The 15124-nt window shown below is 57.6% G+C and carries 13 protein-coding genes; 10 read left to right on the top strand and 3 right to left on the bottom strand.

Annotated features, from left to right (window positions below):
* Window positions 1-164: 164 nt before the first annotated feature.
* The gene (locus tag H097_RS23775; RefSeq protein WP_032862867.1) at window positions 165-1817 is read right to left on the bottom strand and encodes a choline dehydrogenase; all 1653 of its coding nucleotides are present in this window, start codon (window positions 1815-1817) and stop codon (window positions 165-167) included.
* A gap of 37 nt (window positions 1818-1854) precedes the next feature.
* Window positions 1855-3366, bottom strand: coding sequence for an aldehyde dehydrogenase family protein (locus H097_RS23770; protein WP_032862865.1), 1512 nt, complete (start codon window positions 3364-3366; stop codon window positions 1855-1857).
* Window positions 3367-3591: 225 nt separating this feature from the next.
* Here H097_RS23770 and H097_RS23765 point away from each other — a divergent pair, with 225 nt between their 5' ends.
* Window positions 3592-4248: a TetR/AcrR family transcriptional regulator gene (locus tag H097_RS23765; protein WP_032862863.1), complete on the top strand. Its 657-nt coding sequence runs from the start codon at window positions 3592-3594 to the stop codon at window positions 4246-4248.
* A 56-nt stretch (window positions 4249-4304) separates the two neighbouring features.
* Here H097_RS23765 and H097_RS23760 read toward each other — a convergent pair whose 3' ends face one another.
* Window positions 4305-5816 (bottom strand): CoA-transferase, encoded by a 1512-nt coding sequence (locus H097_RS23760; protein WP_032862862.1) that lies wholly within the window; start codon window positions 5814-5816, stop codon window positions 4305-4307.
* A 190-nt stretch (window positions 5817-6006) separates the two neighbouring features.
* Between H097_RS23760 and H097_RS23755 the strand changes: the two genes are divergently transcribed.
* The 9 genes from H097_RS23755 to dapF all read left to right on the top strand — a co-directional run bounded on the left by H097_RS23755 (window position 6007) and on the right by dapF (window position 14855).
* Complete coding sequence (locus H097_RS23755) at window positions 6007-7152, top strand: acyl-CoA dehydrogenase family protein (protein WP_032862860.1); 1146 nt, start codon at window positions 6007-6009, stop codon at window positions 7150-7152.
* Entirely contained in the window at window positions 7149-7919 is a 771-nt protein-coding gene (locus H097_RS23750) for a 3-ketoacyl-ACP reductase (protein ID WP_032862859.1), read from the top strand. Before H097_RS23755 ends, H097_RS23750 begins: the two co-directional genes overlap by 4 nt.
* Window positions 7920-7938: 19 nt before the next feature.
* The gene (locus H097_RS23745) at window positions 7939-9114 is read left to right on the top strand and encodes a dihydrodipicolinate synthase family protein (RefSeq protein WP_032862856.1); all 1176 of its coding nucleotides are present in this window, start codon (window positions 7939-7941) and stop codon (window positions 9112-9114) included.
* 67 nt (window positions 9115-9181) lie between these two features.
* Window positions 9182-10039 (top strand): sugar phosphate isomerase/epimerase family protein, encoded by an 858-nt coding sequence (locus H097_RS23740; RefSeq protein WP_032862855.1) that lies wholly within the window; start codon window positions 9182-9184, stop codon window positions 10037-10039.
* Window positions 10040-10081: 42 nt separating this feature from the next.
* Complete coding sequence (locus tag H097_RS23735; protein ID WP_032862854.1) at window positions 10082-11362, top strand: MFS transporter; 1281 nt, start codon at window positions 10082-10084, stop codon at window positions 11360-11362.
* Window positions 11363-11441: 79 nt separating this feature from the next.
* Entirely contained in the window at window positions 11442-12161 is a 720-nt protein-coding gene (locus tag H097_RS23730) for an IclR family transcriptional regulator (RefSeq protein WP_032862853.1), read from the top strand.
* 84 nt (window positions 12162-12245) lie between these two features.
* Window positions 12246-12638, top strand: coding sequence for a heme-binding protein (locus H097_RS23725; protein ID WP_032862852.1), 393 nt, complete (start codon window positions 12246-12248; stop codon window positions 12636-12638).
* Complete coding sequence (locus H097_RS23720) at window positions 12635-13123, top strand: MFS transporter (protein ID WP_241495441.1); 489 nt, start codon at window positions 12635-12637, stop codon at window positions 13121-13123. The genes H097_RS23725 and H097_RS23720 overlap by 4 nt, the downstream gene beginning before the upstream one ends.
* A 931-nt stretch (window positions 13124-14054) precedes the next feature.
* Window positions 14055-14855: a diaminopimelate epimerase gene (gene dapF / locus H097_RS23715; RefSeq protein ID WP_032862851.1), complete on the top strand. Its 801-nt coding sequence runs from the start codon at window positions 14055-14057 to the stop codon at window positions 14853-14855.
* The last annotated feature ends 269 nt before the right edge of the window (window positions 14856-15124 follow it).

The raw sequence follows: 15124 nt of genomic DNA, 5'->3' as shown, positions 1-15124 counted from the left end.
AGCGCTTTATTGTATTTTTTAGTAACCAACTAGTTATTTATAAATCTATTGCAGCGAGGATGCAATCCTCAGGAATTGGACAGGGTCAAAAAATCTACGGATGGTCGATTGCGATGAAGCTCCCGTGCATCAAAAACAGCGATCGATGCAGGGGAACCCGCGCCTTATACGGTTTGATCGTGGGATTGACGACCGATCCTGGTCTGCACCTCGGACGGTGTCAGCGTGCGGCCCAGCAGCAGATCGGCACCTTTCTCGGCAATCATGATCGACGGTGCATTGGTGTTGGCACTGATCAGTCGTGGCATCACTGAAGAGTCGATCACACGCAGGCGCTGCACACCGCGCACCCGCAACTGCGGGTCGACCACAGCCATCTCGTCGACACCCATCTTGCAGGTGCCGACGGGGTGATAACCGGTTCTGCCGCAGCGCCGTGCATAGTCTTCGTAGTCCGTCTGGGTGCGCACGCTAGTGCCTGGAAAATGCTCGGACTTGAGGTACCGGCTCAAGGAATGCTGGGACATGATTTCACGGCTCAGCTTGATACCTTCAACCGACACATGCAGGTCATAGGGGTCACTGACGTAGTTGGGATCGATCAATGGCGATTGCAGCGGATCCGCGCTGCGCAGCCGGACACTGCCGCGACTGCGAGGGCGCAGAAAATAGGAATTCAGCGTACAGCCAGAACCCGAAGGAACGGGTGGAATACCGGCCTCAACGCCGGCCCCCGGCAAAAAGTGAAACTGCAGATCAGGCGTCGTGGAGCGCGAGTCGCCGTACCAGAAAGCGCCCGCCTCAGCGATGTTCGAGGTCACGGGGCCTTTGTTGAACAGCTTATATTCCAGCCCGGCCATCAGCATCATGTGCGGTTTGGCGTACTTGTCCAGGCTTTGCGAGCCCTTGAGCTCATACACGATATCGATGTCGAAATGGTCTTGCAGGTTCTGCCCAACACCCGGTAAATCCTGCTGGACAGCAATACCCAAACTTGTCAGTTCCTGAGCCGGACCGACACCTGATAGCATCAGAATTTTCGGTGAACCGATAGCGCCTGCAGCGACCACTACTTCGCGCTCGGCCGCGGCGAACTTCACCTCCCGTGAACCGCTGCCTTGAACATACTCCACACCCGTGGCCTGACCGTTTTCGATACGAATCCGTGTGACCAGGCACTCGGTCTGAATGGTCAGATTGGGTCGATTGCGAATCTTGCTCAGATAGCCTTGTGCTGCGCTGCAGCGGCGTCCACCACGTTGTGTCACTTGATAGGTGCCGCATCCTTCTTGTTTGCCACCATTGAAGTCGGCGTTATGCGGAATACCAGCCTCCTGGGCAGAACGGATAAACGCCTTCGTCACTTCATTAACAGTGATCAGATCGGATACGCCCAAGGGCCCGTCGGTGCCGTGGTATTCATTGGAAAACCGTTCGTTGTCCTCAGCCTTGCGGAAGTAAGGCAACACATCGCGGTAAGACCAGCCACGACAGCCCTCCTCCTGCTCCCAATCGTCGTAGTCCTTGGCGTTGCCTCGGGTATAGACCATCGCGTTGATCGAGCCACCTCCGCCCAGGACCCGCCCCTGAGGAAAGAGAATCGAGCGATTCTGGATATCACCCTGCGCCACCGTGTCATAGCCCCAGGTCAGGGGGCCACCCGTCATCTTGAAAAAGCCGACCGGCATATGAATGTAAGGATTGGTGTCGGCAGGCCCGGCTTCCAGCAGCAGTACCCGAACATCAGCCGGCTCGCTCAACCGCGCAGCCAGTACGCAGCCGGCCGAACCACCGCCGATAATGACGAAATCGTACATTTTGTTGTCTCCAGTCTTATTTTTGTACTGACACAATTCAGACTTCAACCCAGCGCGGGCGCTCTCCCAGCTGTACGTGGACAGACTTGAGTTCAGTGTATTCCTCAACCCCATAGCGACCGGTTTCCCGCCCGATACCCGATTGCTTGAAGCCGCCAGAAGGCAATTCCGGACCACCGGCAATGGTGGTATTGACCCACACCCGACCCGCCTTGATTTGCCGCGTCGCTTGTAATGAAGTTTCCAGGTCGCGACTCCAGATACTCGCCGCCAAGCCGAAAGGCGTGTCGTTGGCCAGGCGTATGGCTTCGTCGAATTCGTCAAACGCGGTAATGGTCAGCACCGGGCCAAAGATCTCTTCGCGGGCAATGACCATGTCCGCAGTCACCTCACTGAAGACCGTCGGCTGCAGGTACATCCCTTGCGCAGAATCGATCCGGGCGCCCCCCTGAACCAGTACGGCACCTTCTTTGCGGCCTTGCTCGATGTACCCCAGGATTCGTTCAATATGACGCTGCTCGGTAATCGAACCGACCTGCGTCGATTCTGACAACGGATCGCCGATCCGCACTTTTGCCATCAACGAGCATATTTTTTCGGTCAACAGCTGTTCAACGGAGCGATGGACCACCACGCGGCTGCCACTGACACAACATTGACCGGCGTTGAAGCAAATGCCGAAGACAATTGCATCTGCCGCCGCATCCAGATCGGCATCGGCGAAGACGACCTGCGGATTCTTGCCGCCCAGTTCCAGACCAATTTTTTTCATGTTGCCCGCGGCGGCAGCCATGGTCAGGCGTCCAACTTCCGTGGAGCCAGTAAAGGACACCATATCGATGTCTGTGTGTTCAGAAATCGCCTGCCCCACCACCGAGCCCGGTCCGGTCAGCACGTTAACGACGCCGTCGGGCAGACCGGCCTGTTTCAGCAGGCCTGCCAGCATCAACGTGGTGCCTGAAGTCAGCTCACTGGGCTTTACAACCACAGTGCAACCGGAGGCGAGAATGAAGGGCAACCGCTCCGCGAGGATGAAGAATGGGAAATTCCACGGCGTAATCAAACCCACCACACCCACCGGCTCACGGGTCACCAACCCAAGCAGGTTATCGCCCAGATTGTTGAACGAATCACCGTGCAATGCTCTGGCCTGCCCTGCGGCATATTCCCAGATACCCGCTGCACCGAGTACTTCACCGCGAGACTGATTGATCGGCTTTCCGGTTTCGAGCGTTTCGCAAAGCGCCAGTTCTTCACTGTTCTGGCGAATCAATGCCGCTGTTTTCAACAGCACCGTGGCACGAAAATCCGCCCCGGACTTGGCCCAAAGCCCATGATCGAACGCCCGGCGAGCGGCTGCCACCGCCTGATCGACATCGGCCACGCCACCCGATGGATACTGGCTTACCGGCACATTATGCGCCGGACTCATGCGCGTTACCTGCTTGAGTGCCGAGCCCTGCGTCCATTGCCCGTCAATGAACATGTCAAAGTGGCGCGGTTCAGTTGGCAGTTGATGAATCCGGGTGTTGCCATTGTTGTTATTCACAAAAACGTCCTCTGTACAGCGTTCGATTCAGGCAGTTGATGCTCAAAAAACGGAGCAGATAAACCGCCAGCCAAATATATAACTAACCAGTTGTTTACATGCAAGCCTCAAGCTAAGCTTTATTTGTCAGCCATATGCCCTACGGCTAAGCTCATCGCCCTACCGCCGTGGCACGCAATATCCGCGTAATGAGTAACAACACCTATGCTCTGGAGAGCGTTTTAAATGCCCACGAAACCTACCGACGACACATCGACGCGCCCTACTCGCGATTCCGATGCCACGCGCCTGAGAATTCTTAACGCGGCAAAAATCGAATTTGCCAAGTTGGGGCTTGGCGGTGCCCGCATTGACAGCATCGCACTGAGAGCAAAATCCAATAAACGAATGATTTACGAGTACTACGGCAATAAAGAAGGCTTGTTCGAAGCCGTACTTGAATTGGCTTATCAAGACATTCGCCAAGCGGAACGGAAGCTCAAACTGGAAGAACTGGAACCGGTCGAAGCGATCAGCAAACTGGTGAGCTTCACCTGGAAGTACTACCTGAAAAACCCTCATTTCCTGACCCTGGTCAACAGTGAGAACCTGCACAAAGCCGCGCACTTGAAGCGCTCTCGCGAAAAGATGCACGACATGCATGCGCCGATGGTTTCGATGGTCGCCGAGATTCTTACTCGAGGTGTTGCACAAGGCGTTTTCCGTGAAGGTATTGATCCAATTCAACTGAACATCACGATTGCCGCGATCAATTACTACTACCTCAACAACCGTTTTACCGGCGAGATCATCTACGGCTTCGATCTGATGTCTCCGCAAGCGCTGCAAGCCCGTATCGACTTCAATATTCAGACGATCCTCGGCATGTTGCGCCCTGACTGAAAGTGCCGCACCCGATCGCCCCTTTTCGCTCGAGCGCAGGCCAAAAGGGGCCAATATCACACCAGCTCCGCCACTTTGACGTCGCGAACGATCGGCGCGAACGCCATGCGATCCAGCACGTCACGCTGGATATCGACGCCTTGTGCGACCTCGATCAACTCAATGCCTTCGGGTAAAAGCCTGAACACCGCGCGCTCCGTGACATAGAGCACCTCTTGTCCGGCAAGCACGGCTTGCGGGCCGCTGAAGGTGATATGACGAACCTTCTCTACCAGCTTGGGAACCTCACCGAGCCGATTGAGCTGCAACTCGCCACCGACCTTCGCCACCTCCAGACCCTTTGCCTCGAACGCCCCGCAGAACACCACTTTGCGAGCGCCCTGGGTAATGTCGATAAAGCCACCAGGGCCGACCAGCGAGCCACCGAGACTCGACACGTTGACGTTACCCTGGCTATCCATTTCGCCCATGCCGAGAAAAGCCAGGTCCACCCCGCCACCGCTGTAAAAATCAAACTGGTCAAGGGAGGTAACAATCGCTTGTGGGTAACGCGCTGCGCCGAACATCGCGCCACCCAACATCCGGCCGTTGTGAATACCCTGCTCGATGCTGCCCCAATAGCTGTCTTGCAACCCGCGCTCAGCGAGCAATGAAGGGATGCCGCCGGGGATGCCAAAACCGAAATTCAAGGACATGCCGGGCATGAATTCGTCAGCGGCGCGTTGCGCGATGATTCGACGAATGTCGTCGGGAATGGCTTTCTCGGTTTCAGCCGATTGCGCAAGGCATTCGCCACTGATGGCCGGGTCGTAATCCGCCGCCACACACTGGCGCTGCTCGGGGACTACCACCACTTCATCGATCAGCACACCGGGAATCCGCACCAGTCGCGCCGGGACAAAAGCACTGTCGCTCAGTTCACGCACCTGCACATACACCTTGCCGCCACTGTTATGGGCTGCCAGCGCCAATGCATAGGCATCCAGGTCCGCCGCCTCGTGGCACAAGGAGATGTTGCCGCTCGGGTCAGCCAGGCTACCGCGAACAATCGCCACGTCGACCTTGAACGGCTTGTAGCGCAGGTACGTTTTGCCTTCAATCTCCAGGCGCTCGACGATGCTTTCGGTTGCCCGCGCGTTGCATTTTCCGCCGGCAACCAGCGGGTCGGCGAACGTCCCGAGGCCGATGTGGGTAATCAACCCCGGACGCGCCGCACCAATTTCACGCATCAGACTCATGATCACACCGGCGGGCAGGCTGTAAGCCTCGATTGCGTTATTGCGCGCGAGCGCTTGCATCTTTGCCGACCAACTCCAGTGCCCGCCGATGACCTTGGCCACCAAACCTTCATGAGCGAGCCGCTCCAGACCGCTGCCCTGCCCGTCACCAATACCCAGGGCATGTACCACGGTTAGCCCGCAGGGGTGGCCGGTACGCAGAAACGAATCCTCGATGGCTGCGAGCAGCGCGTCAGGTTCCAGCAGAGTCCCTGAACCACAGACCGCGATCGTGGCCCCGTCGGTAATCCGGCTGGCCACTTCTGACGCTGATGAACAGCTTCTTTTCATTGTTTTTTCCTCATCAATACGCTTGCTGTAATCGGACCCGATTTTTTCATAGAGCGCTTGACGCTTTCCAAAATGACGCATTAAATAAATAACCGGTTGGTTACTTAAACTCACTTTAATCCAGCTAAAAAAAGAACACAACCCAAGCGATGAAGGTCTTTCCCATCGCGCAACAGAAAGGAAAAAAACAATGCAGCTTTCTGAAACGCACGTACAGATCCGTGACGTCGCCCGCCGTTTTTCCGACCAGGAGATCCGTCCGCTGGCCGAAAAACTCGATCACGACGAAAGTTTTCCCGCCGCGCTGTACCGCCAAATGGGTGAACTGGGCCTGTTCGGCATCACCGTGCCCGAGGCGTTCGGCGGCACTGGCCTCGACACCACCGCCTACGCGCTGGTGATGGAAGAGTTGTCGCGCGGCTATGCCTCGGTCGCCGACCAGTGCGGCCTGCTGGAACTCATTGGCACTTTGCTGTCGGTTCACGGCAGCGCCGAGCAGCGAGAGCGTTTCCTGCCGCCACTGCTGAGCGCACAGAAACATCCGGCGTACTGCATCACCGAGGCGGAAGCCGGTTCAGATGTGTCGGGTATCCGCACCACGGCGGTTCGCACGGAGAAAGGTTGGTTGCTCAACGGTTCGAAGTTGTGGATTCACAACGCGCCAGTGGCGGATCTGGCGTTCGTCCTGGCGCGCACCGACCCGGAAGCAGGCAAGCGCGGTATGAGCATTTTCATTGTTGATTGCCATCTGCCGGGCGTCTCCAAAGGCCCCAAAGAACACAAGATGGGGCAACGCGCGTCGCAGGTCGGCGGCTTGAACTTCGATAACGTCGAATTGCCATCCGACGCCCTGCTCGGCGTGGAAGGCCGTGGTTTCCACATCATGATGAGCGCTCTGGACAAAGGTCGGGTCGGCATCGCCTCGCTCGCCGTCGGCATTGCTCAGGCAGGTCTCGAAGCGGCGCTGGAGTACGTGCCGCAGCGCAAACAGTTCGGCAAGCCCGTTGCGGAAAACCAGGGTTTGCAGTGGATTTTGGCGGACATGGCCAAGGACATTCGCGCAGCACGCTTGCTGGTACTCGATGCAGCGGATCGTCTGGACCGCGCTGACAACGCCACGATTGCCTGTTCAATGGCCAAGTGTTTCGCCGCGGACATCGCCGTTGAGCACACCGCGAATGCCGTCCAGTTATTTGGCGGCAGCGGCTTTATCCGTGGCTTTGAAGTCGAGCGTCTGTACCGTGACGCCAAGATCACCCAGATCTATGAAGGCACCAACCAGATCCAGCGCACAATCATCGCCCGCGAGCTGTTCAACCACGGAGCACGCACATGATGCCGCGTCCTACCGCGCTGGTCACCGGCGCACGCGGTGGCATCGGCCGCGCCATTGCAGTGGGTCTGGCGCAAGCCGGTTTTGATCTGGCCGTGGTGGATTTACAGGTCGATGAGGCTCTGCTGGAAACCGTACGACTGGCGGCCGACCTGGGTGCCAACGCCGTTGCGCTGGCCGGCGACATCTCGGTCATCGAGCAGCATGAAACGCTGCTGGACGCAGCACAGGCAGCGATCGGCCCGCTGTCTTGCCTGGTCAACAATGCCGGGGTTTCGGTGCTGTCACGAGGCGACTTGCTGGAGGTCAGCCCGCAAAGTTTTGATCGCTGTCATCAGGTGAACACCCGGGGCACCTTCTTCCTGACTCAGGCGTTCGCCCTACGCTTACGGCGGCAAACACCGTCCGAACTGCATCGCTGCATCATCACCATCACCTCGTCCAACGTGCACGCGGTTTCGATCTTGCGCGGCGAGTACGGCATTTCCAAGGCCGGATTGTCCATGGCTTCGCGACTGTTCGCCGTACGCCTCGCTGATGAAGGCATTGGCGTCTACGAGGTGCAGCCGGGACTGATCGCCACCGAGATGACAGCACCATCCAAGGCGCGCTACGACACTGAAATCGAACAAGGCCTGACGGCCATCAAACGCTGGGGGCAGCCCGAAGATGTCGCGCGGGTCGTCACCACCATGGCGACGGGTGGGTTGCCCTACACCGTCGGCCAAGCAGTGCCGGTGGACGGTGGTCTGCTGATTCCGAAGTTCTAATCTGCCAAGAGACAAGCACATGCCTTTAACAATCGACCTGTTGACCTCTGACGCGGACCGTCCGCTGCAGAAATACACCTTGATTGGCGAGCCGCTATTGCCACCGGCCAAGCCTTTGCCCGCCAACCGAATCGCGTTGTCCGCCGCGCACGTCGTCGCTGATCCGTTCAGCGCGAACCAGCCCGGTACCAAAGCCGCCATCGATTGGGAACAAACCCTTCACTATCGACGTTACCTTTTGCAGCAAGGTTTAGGCATTGCAGAGGCGATGGACACCGCCCAGCGCGGAATGGGCCTCGATTGGCCAACGGCGCTGGAACTGATCCAGCGCACGCTCGAAGAAACCCGCGACATCAAGCATGCAGTGATTTTTTCCGGCTGCGGTACTGACCAGTTGGCAGCAAGCGATGCCAACAGCCTTGACGATGTGCTCAAGGCATACGACGAACAGCACAACGCAATCGATAAGCTCGACGGGCGCATCATTCTCATGGCCAGCCGCGCCTTGGCCAAGGTTGCCAACGGTCCGAAAGACTACAAAAAGGTTTATGGCCAAGTGCTGTCCGATGCTCGGGAGCCGGTGATTTTGCATTGGCTGGGCGACATGTTCGACCCCGCCTTGACAGGCTATTGGGGCAGTCAGAAGTATGAGGAGGCCTTGGATACCTGCCTTGAAATCATTCACGAGAATGCCGACAAGGTCGAAGGGATCAAAATCTCGTTGCTCGACAAAGAGAAGGAAATCCTCCTGCGTCGGCGTTTGCCCGACTCGGTGAAGATGTACACCGGCGACGACTTCAACTACCCGGAACTGATCGCCGGCGATGAGCAAGGTTTTTCCCACGCCTTGCTGGGTATCTTCGATGCCATTGCACCGGCCGCCTCCCACGCACTGGCGGCATTGGCCGAAGGCGACCTGGCTCGTTACTACGCACTCCTCAATCCTACCGTGCCACTGGCGCGATTGATTTTCAGCAGCCCCACCCAGTATTACAAAACCGGCGTGGTGTTCCTGGCCTACCTCAATGGCCACCAGGAACACTTCATCATGCTCGGTGGCCAGCAAGCCATGCGGCCCCTGCCCTACTTCTGCGAGATTTTCCGCCTCGCCGACCAGGCCGGACTGCTCAGCGACCCAGCACTGGCCGTGGCCCGGATGAAAACCTTCCTCGGGCTCTATGGCGTAGGCGCTTAAGGCTGTCCGCGGAGCGCCGCAAAGGCTGCGCTCCGCAACCGAATCCTCGGCCATCGTGGAGATTTGAATGTCATACCGCTCGCTGGAAAACCGCCTCGATCGCTGTTCGATCAATACCGCCACCCTCGGCCATCGTCTGCCCATCGAGCAGACCCTGGACCTCATCGCCCACGCGGGATTTGGCTATGTCGCCCCGTGGCGCAGGGATATGCAGGACCGCACCCCCGGCCACATTCGCCGGCACTTGCGCGACGCCGGACTCAAGGTCAATGCCTATTGCCGCTCCACTTTCATTCCGGCAGCCACGCGCCAGGGATTCGACGCAGCCATCGCAGACAACTTGCGGGCCATTGAAGAAGCCGCCGAATTACACGCGCAGTCTTTCATCATGGTGGTCGGCAGCTTGCCCGATGGTTCCCGGGACCTGCCGGCTGCACGGAATCAGGTGGCCGAAGGCCTGGCCCTTCTGCTTGAACATGCCAGACAGCATCAGGTTTCACTGGCGCTGGAACCCCTGCACCCGATGTATGCAGCGGACCGATCCTGCCTGTCGACGCTGGAACAGGCACTGGACCTGTGCGAGATGCTGGAGCCGGGAAACTACCAAAGCCTTGGTGTCGCCGTGGACGTTTACCACTGTTGGTGGGACCCCAAGCTGCACGAGCAGATACAACGCGCAGGCACGCAAAAACGCATTCTGGGCCTGCACCTGTCCGACTGGCTGGTGCCCACCCGGGACCTGCTGCTCGATCGCGGCATGATGGGCGATGGCGTGATTGATCTGCGCGGCATTCGCCAACAGGTTGAAGCAGCCGGTTATGACGGCGCCGTCGAAGTGGAAATTTTTTCCCGTGATACCTGGTGGAAACGCGACGAGGCCGAAGTCCTGCACTCCTGCGCCGAACGTTTGCAAAGCTGCTGCTAAACGTCTTGCGCCCTCGATAACAATAAAAAGAGAGATGCTCCTATGCCCCATCAATACCGCTGGCAAATCTGCGCGCTGTTGTTTTTCGCCACCACCATCAATTACCTCGACCGTCAGGTGCTCGGCCTGCTCAAGCCGTTGCTGGAGCAACAGTTTCACTGGAGCGAGACGGACTACAGCTATCTGGTCATTGTCTTTCAAGCAAGCTACGCAGGTGGCTTGCTGGTCTTCGGCAAACTGATCGACCGTCTGGGCACCAAGCTCGGTTATGGCTTGTGCATCACGGTCTGGAGCATCGCGGCGATCGGCCATGCCGCGGCGCACTCCACCTTGAGCTTCATGTACATGCGGGCGTTGCTGGGACTTGGGGAATCCGGCAACTTCCCGGCGGCGATCAAAGCCGTGTCCGAGTGGTTCCCGAAAAAAGAGCGGGCCTTGGCGGTCGGCATTCTCACCTCCGGGACCAGCGTCGGGGCGATTCTGGCACCCGCCTGCGTGCCCTGGCTCGCCGACACTTATGGTTGGGAGTCGGCGTTTGTCATTACCGGCCTGACCGGTTTTGTCTGGCTGGTTTTCTGGAAGATTTTTTACCACTCCCCCACCGCACACCCACGGATCAGTGCCGGCGAACTGGCCTACATCAATCAGGGTGCTCAGGTTGAACCCGTCGACAAGGTCAAATGGGGCGATCTGCTGAAGCTGCGCACGACCTGGGTGTTCGTCACCGGCAAGTTCCTCACCGATCCGATCTGGTGGTTCATGTTGTTCTGGTTGCCGTCCTACTTCTCCAGTCGCTTCGAACTCGACCTCAAACACCTCGGCCTGCCGCTGATGATCGTCTACTGCGCAACATCCATCGGCAGTGTGGGGGGTGGCTGGATATCGTCGAGAATGATCAGCGCCGGGTGGTCGACACGAAAAGCTCGCAACAGCGCAATGCTGATCATGGCGGTTTTGGTTTTACCGATTGGATTCTCAAGCTACGTCGACAACATGTGGGTCATGGTCGGTCTGCTGAGCCTGGCGGCGGCTGCGCATCAGGGATGGTCAGCCAACCTGTTCACCACCGTGGCGGACAATTTCCCACGCTCGCAGGTCGCCTCGGTCATGGGCATCGGTGGCACGGCGGGATCTGTGGGCGGGATGATCTTTCCATTCATCGTCGGCCTGGTTCTGGAACACTACAAAACAATGGAGAATCTCACCCTCGGCTATAACCTGATTTTCATGGTGTGCGCGAGCTCTTACCTGACCGCATGGATAATCATGCGGCTCATGGGCAGTCGTGGCGCGTCCGTGCTTCAAGAACCTGTGAAAACCTGATATCCGGGCTTTCGCCGAACCACGAGGCACTGCGCCTCGTGGACCTCAGACTCATTACAGGCCAACGAACGTCCCTCACATGATCAACGAGAACAAAGGCATACAGTCCGTCGAACGCGCGATGATGATTCTTGAGACCATCGCGGCGGCAGATGGCGAAATCCGCTTGGTAGACCTTGCGGCGCAATCGGGCTTGCACAAAAGTACCTTGCACGGATTGCTCAATACCCTGGCCGCCATGGGCTACATCGCCCGTCGCGGCACTCACTACGCCCTGGGCTTACGTTTGCGGGAGATCGCGCAGCCGTTGAACGACGCTGATGCGTTACTGCGCGAAGCCTTCGCCCCTGCGCTACGCACGCTAGCTGAACGTACTGGCGAAACCTGTTTTCTCGCGGCACCTTGCGGCACTCGCGCATACTTCTACATGGACGCCCTTGAAGGTACCGGCAGCCTGCGCGTTGCCAGTCCGCGCGGGCGCCGCGCGGGACTGACCACTTCGGCCATTGGCAAGATATTCCTGGCATTCGACGAAGACTTGCGCCGCAGTTTGCGCCGAGCGCAATTGCTACCGATGGAACTGGAGAATGAATTGGCCAGCATCGTCACAGATGGCTATGCATTGGACCTGGAAGAAGCCGAGGCCGGGCTCAATTGCGTAGCGCTACCCCTGCGCTTGCAAGGTCGGGTAGTCGCGGCACTCGGCGTAGCGGCACCGGCATCACGCTTGCCCAAAAATGCGCTGCACAAGATGGCTGCCCAAGCCATGCGAGAAATGTTCGACATGCTCAAACTTTAGTCGTCAATGGCCTGGCGCATATTCCCCTGAAAAGCAATCATCGGGATCATTGGGGCTCTGTCGTTTTACTCAATGGAGTCCCGAATGTTTGAGCAACTGTCCCTGGAAGTGATCAACCGTGCAAAAGCGCTGGCGCGTGATCAAGGCTTCGCCGTTTGCATCAGCGTGGTCGACGATGCCGGACTTCTGCGCCACTTCGTCCGTATGGATGGCGCCGTACCAGGCGCCATCGACGTTTCGCTGAAAAAAGCGCGCACTGCGGCATTGTTCCGCGCCGACAGTGCGCAATTGGGTGTGGAAGCACAACCCGGTGGAGCCATCTACTCGCTGGAAGCCACCAACGGTGGGCTGATCAGCTTTGGTGGCGGCGTGGTGTTGCACGATGACCAGGGCAAGGCCATCGGTGCCGTAGGCGTCGCCGGTGCCACCGTCGAGGCCGATCAGGTGATCGCCCTGCAGGCCGCAGGTCGTCCATGAATCAGTCAAAGCAACGCATTCATCCAGGCGTGCTGGCATTGGCGGTGACAGCCTTCGCTATCGGTATGGCTGAGTTTATTGTCGTGGGCATTCTTCCAGCTATCGCCTCTGACCTCGACGTACCACTGGCGCGGGCCGGCAGCCTGGTCGGGTTGTACGCACTGGCGCTGGCCATAGGTACGCCATTGACGGTGCTGGCTTTGGCACGTCTGCCGCGAAAACCGGTGTTGTTGACGCTGATTGCTCTATTTCTGGGCGGGAACCTGCTGGCGGCACTGTCCACCGACTATCCCTCGCTGTTGGCAGGACGCGTTGTGACAGCACTCGCGCATGGCAGTTTTTTCGCTATCGGTGCCACCGTCGCCGCCAGCCTGGCGCCGAAGGGACAATCAAGTAAAGCCATCGCAGCGATGTTCGCCGGTCTGACGCTAGCGATGGTTGTCGGTGTGCCGCTTGGCAGTTTCCCGGCCTGCAGCAACCGTTGATCAATCAGCGCGTCACGTGTTTCCCAGTAAAACTCATCAGTTAGATGGGGAAACTGAATTTTGAGCCACTCTAGCAGCGACTGATTGCCAATACTTGAGCCATCGACGGGAACGGCGGCCAACAAGGCCTCAACCAACTCATTCATTCACAACACTCCCTTGCAGCCCGCGGTAACATGGGCCTACCAAAATAAAATATGGCGACAAATAAACTGGAAGGAATCAGAGGGAAACTGACACTAAGAGCGGGGCAAAGACCTGCGCCTATGGAGAGCCATCCCTGAGCATTGAGACCAATCATCTTGCGATGTCGATCACCTTATCCATCGACAAAGCATGGGTAAAGCCAAAAGTCACAGCTTTTTGCCATCATGGCTCAGAGAAGCATATTGGTCGAACATTGATATTTTGGCCACATGGCAGTGGCGTGTGCAGGAAAGCTTTACGATCTGGCTTGTACACGCCAGCGTTCGCTAGCAGCGGCCTTAGACTCTGCTCAAGCAAGATTGAAGTGCCACTGTGAATTGAGCGTTGATCGAAGCAAAGAAAAAAATCTAAAAAATCCTGGATAGTATTCCAAAAGGTATTCCAAAAAAAATCTGAAAAAACAATAATAAATAAAAATCAAATACTTATGAAATCAATTCAAATTACCCCGGCTCAACATCTAAAGACGTCCACAGACGTCTTTTTTTGTGCCTGAACCCCAGTGAATACGGGCACGGGGGCAGTCCAGAATTGCTAGTGGCGCGTGCGCTGAACACTCTTGTAGTTCCAACCAATACCCCACCTGCCCTATAGGAACGAACATGTTCACGAAGTCCCCAAAGTGATCGCGATTATCCACCCCAAGACGCGTTATCGTTAACGCTCATCGCTGGCACGCCAGCGCCAGCGCCAGCGCCTCTTCGTCATTCATCAGGACCGTGCCATGCCGTTGAGCTTTCACAAAATGCACGCCAACGGCGATGACTTTGTCATTGTCGACGCACGTACCACCATCAACCCCATCACCAGTGCCCTGGCCAAGCGTATGGGCGATCGTCACCGTGGGATTGGTTTCAACCAACTGGCGGTGATGCTCGATTGCGAGGATGCGGCGGCGTGTGTGATGTTCTGGAATGCTGATGGTACTGCACTGGATGCGTGCGGCAGTGCCACGCGGGGGGTTGCCAGTCGTTTGATGAGCGAATTGAACAGCACGTCGGTGGTGCTGCGGACCCATCGCGGCTTGCTTACCTGTGAGCGCAGCGCAGCCAACACAATCACCGTGGGCATGGGTGAGCCGCTGTTCGATTGGCAGCAGATTCCTCTGGCCCGTGAGTTGGACACAGCGCATCTGCCGCTGGCCGGTGAGCCTGCCGCGTGCAGCATGGGCAATCCGCACTGCACTTTTTTTGTCGATGATCTGGGCACTCTTGATATCGCGGCAATCGGGCCGACGATTGAGACCAACCCATTGTTTCCCGAGAAGACGAATGTGCACTTCGTGCAGGTGGTCAATCGCCGGCATATTCGGCTGCGGATCTGGGAGCGCGGCGGCGGTGTTGCGCTGGGTTCGGGCACGTGTTCATGCGGTGCGGCCGTCAACGGTATGCGTCGTGGGTTGCTGGACGATTGCGTCGAGGTTGAATGCGACGGCGGGAGCGTCACGGTGCAATGGCGAGGCACCGGCCCGGTGTTGCTCACTGGGCCGGTTGAGGTGGTTTTTTCAGGAGCGTTTGCGCTCTAGAAATCCCAGCGTGTGGTGACCATCACGTTGCGTGGGTCACCGTATTACGCCTTGTCGAACATTTATCCGACCAAAAGGCATGGGCGATGATATGCCCCCCCTCATTGTTCATGCATGGAAGCCCATTGAATTGAAAAAACTTCACTGGGGGACGGCTTTTTGACCGGGAATTGGAGAGACGAATAAAGATCTGCCAAGCAGATACTCTGAGAGATGGCGGCAAAATACGCGTGGAAAAACTCAGCGGCCCTTTAGGTATGGTGGTGCAG

This window comes from Pseudomonas sp. FH4 (genome assembly GCF_000510915.2).
GTDB lineage: Bacteria > Pseudomonadota > Gammaproteobacteria > Pseudomonadales > Pseudomonadaceae > Aquipseudomonas > Aquipseudomonas brenneri.
Note: the sequence above shows the minus strand (reverse complement) of the source record. Positions and strands in the feature narration are given on the sequence as shown.

Bases quoted from the DNA above. Each gene is read 5' to 3' on its own strand.
- H097_RS23775 (WP_032862867.1), bottom strand. From the start codon at position 1,817: ATGTACGATTTCGTCATTATCGGCGGTGGTTCGGCCGGCTGCGTACTG.
- H097_RS23765 (WP_032862863.1), top strand. From the start codon at position 3,592: ATGCCCACGAAACCTACCGACGACACATCGACGCGCCCTACTCGCGAT.
- H097_RS23760 (WP_032862862.1), bottom strand. From the start codon at position 5,816: ATGAAAAGAAGCTGTTCATCAGCGTCAGAAGTGGCCAGCCGGATTACC.
- H097_RS23755 (WP_032862860.1), top strand. From the start codon at position 6,007: ATGCAGCTTTCTGAAACGCACGTACAGATCCGTGACGTCGCCCGCCGT.
- H097_RS23750 (WP_032862859.1), top strand. From the start codon at position 7,149: ATGATGCCGCGTCCTACCGCGCTGGTCACCGGCGCACGCGGTGGCATC.
- H097_RS23745 (WP_032862856.1), top strand. From the start codon at position 7,939: ATGCCTTTAACAATCGACCTGTTGACCTCTGACGCGGACCGTCCGCTG.
- H097_RS23740 (WP_032862855.1), top strand. From the start codon at position 9,182: ATGTCATACCGCTCGCTGGAAAACCGCCTCGATCGCTGTTCGATCAAT.
- H097_RS23735 (WP_032862854.1), top strand. From the start codon at position 10,082: ATGCCCCATCAATACCGCTGGCAAATCTGCGCGCTGTTGTTTTTCGCC.
- H097_RS23730 (WP_032862853.1), top strand. From the start codon at position 11,442: ATGATCAACGAGAACAAAGGCATACAGTCCGTCGAACGCGCGATGATG.
- H097_RS23725 (WP_032862852.1), top strand. From the start codon at position 12,246: ATGTTTGAGCAACTGTCCCTGGAAGTGATCAACCGTGCAAAAGCGCTG.
- H097_RS23720 (WP_241495441.1), top strand. From the start codon at position 12,635: ATGAATCAGTCAAAGCAACGCATTCATCCAGGCGTGCTGGCATTGGCG.
- dapF (WP_032862851.1), top strand. From the start codon at position 14,055: ATGCCGTTGAGCTTTCACAAAATGCACGCCAACGGCGATGACTTTGTC.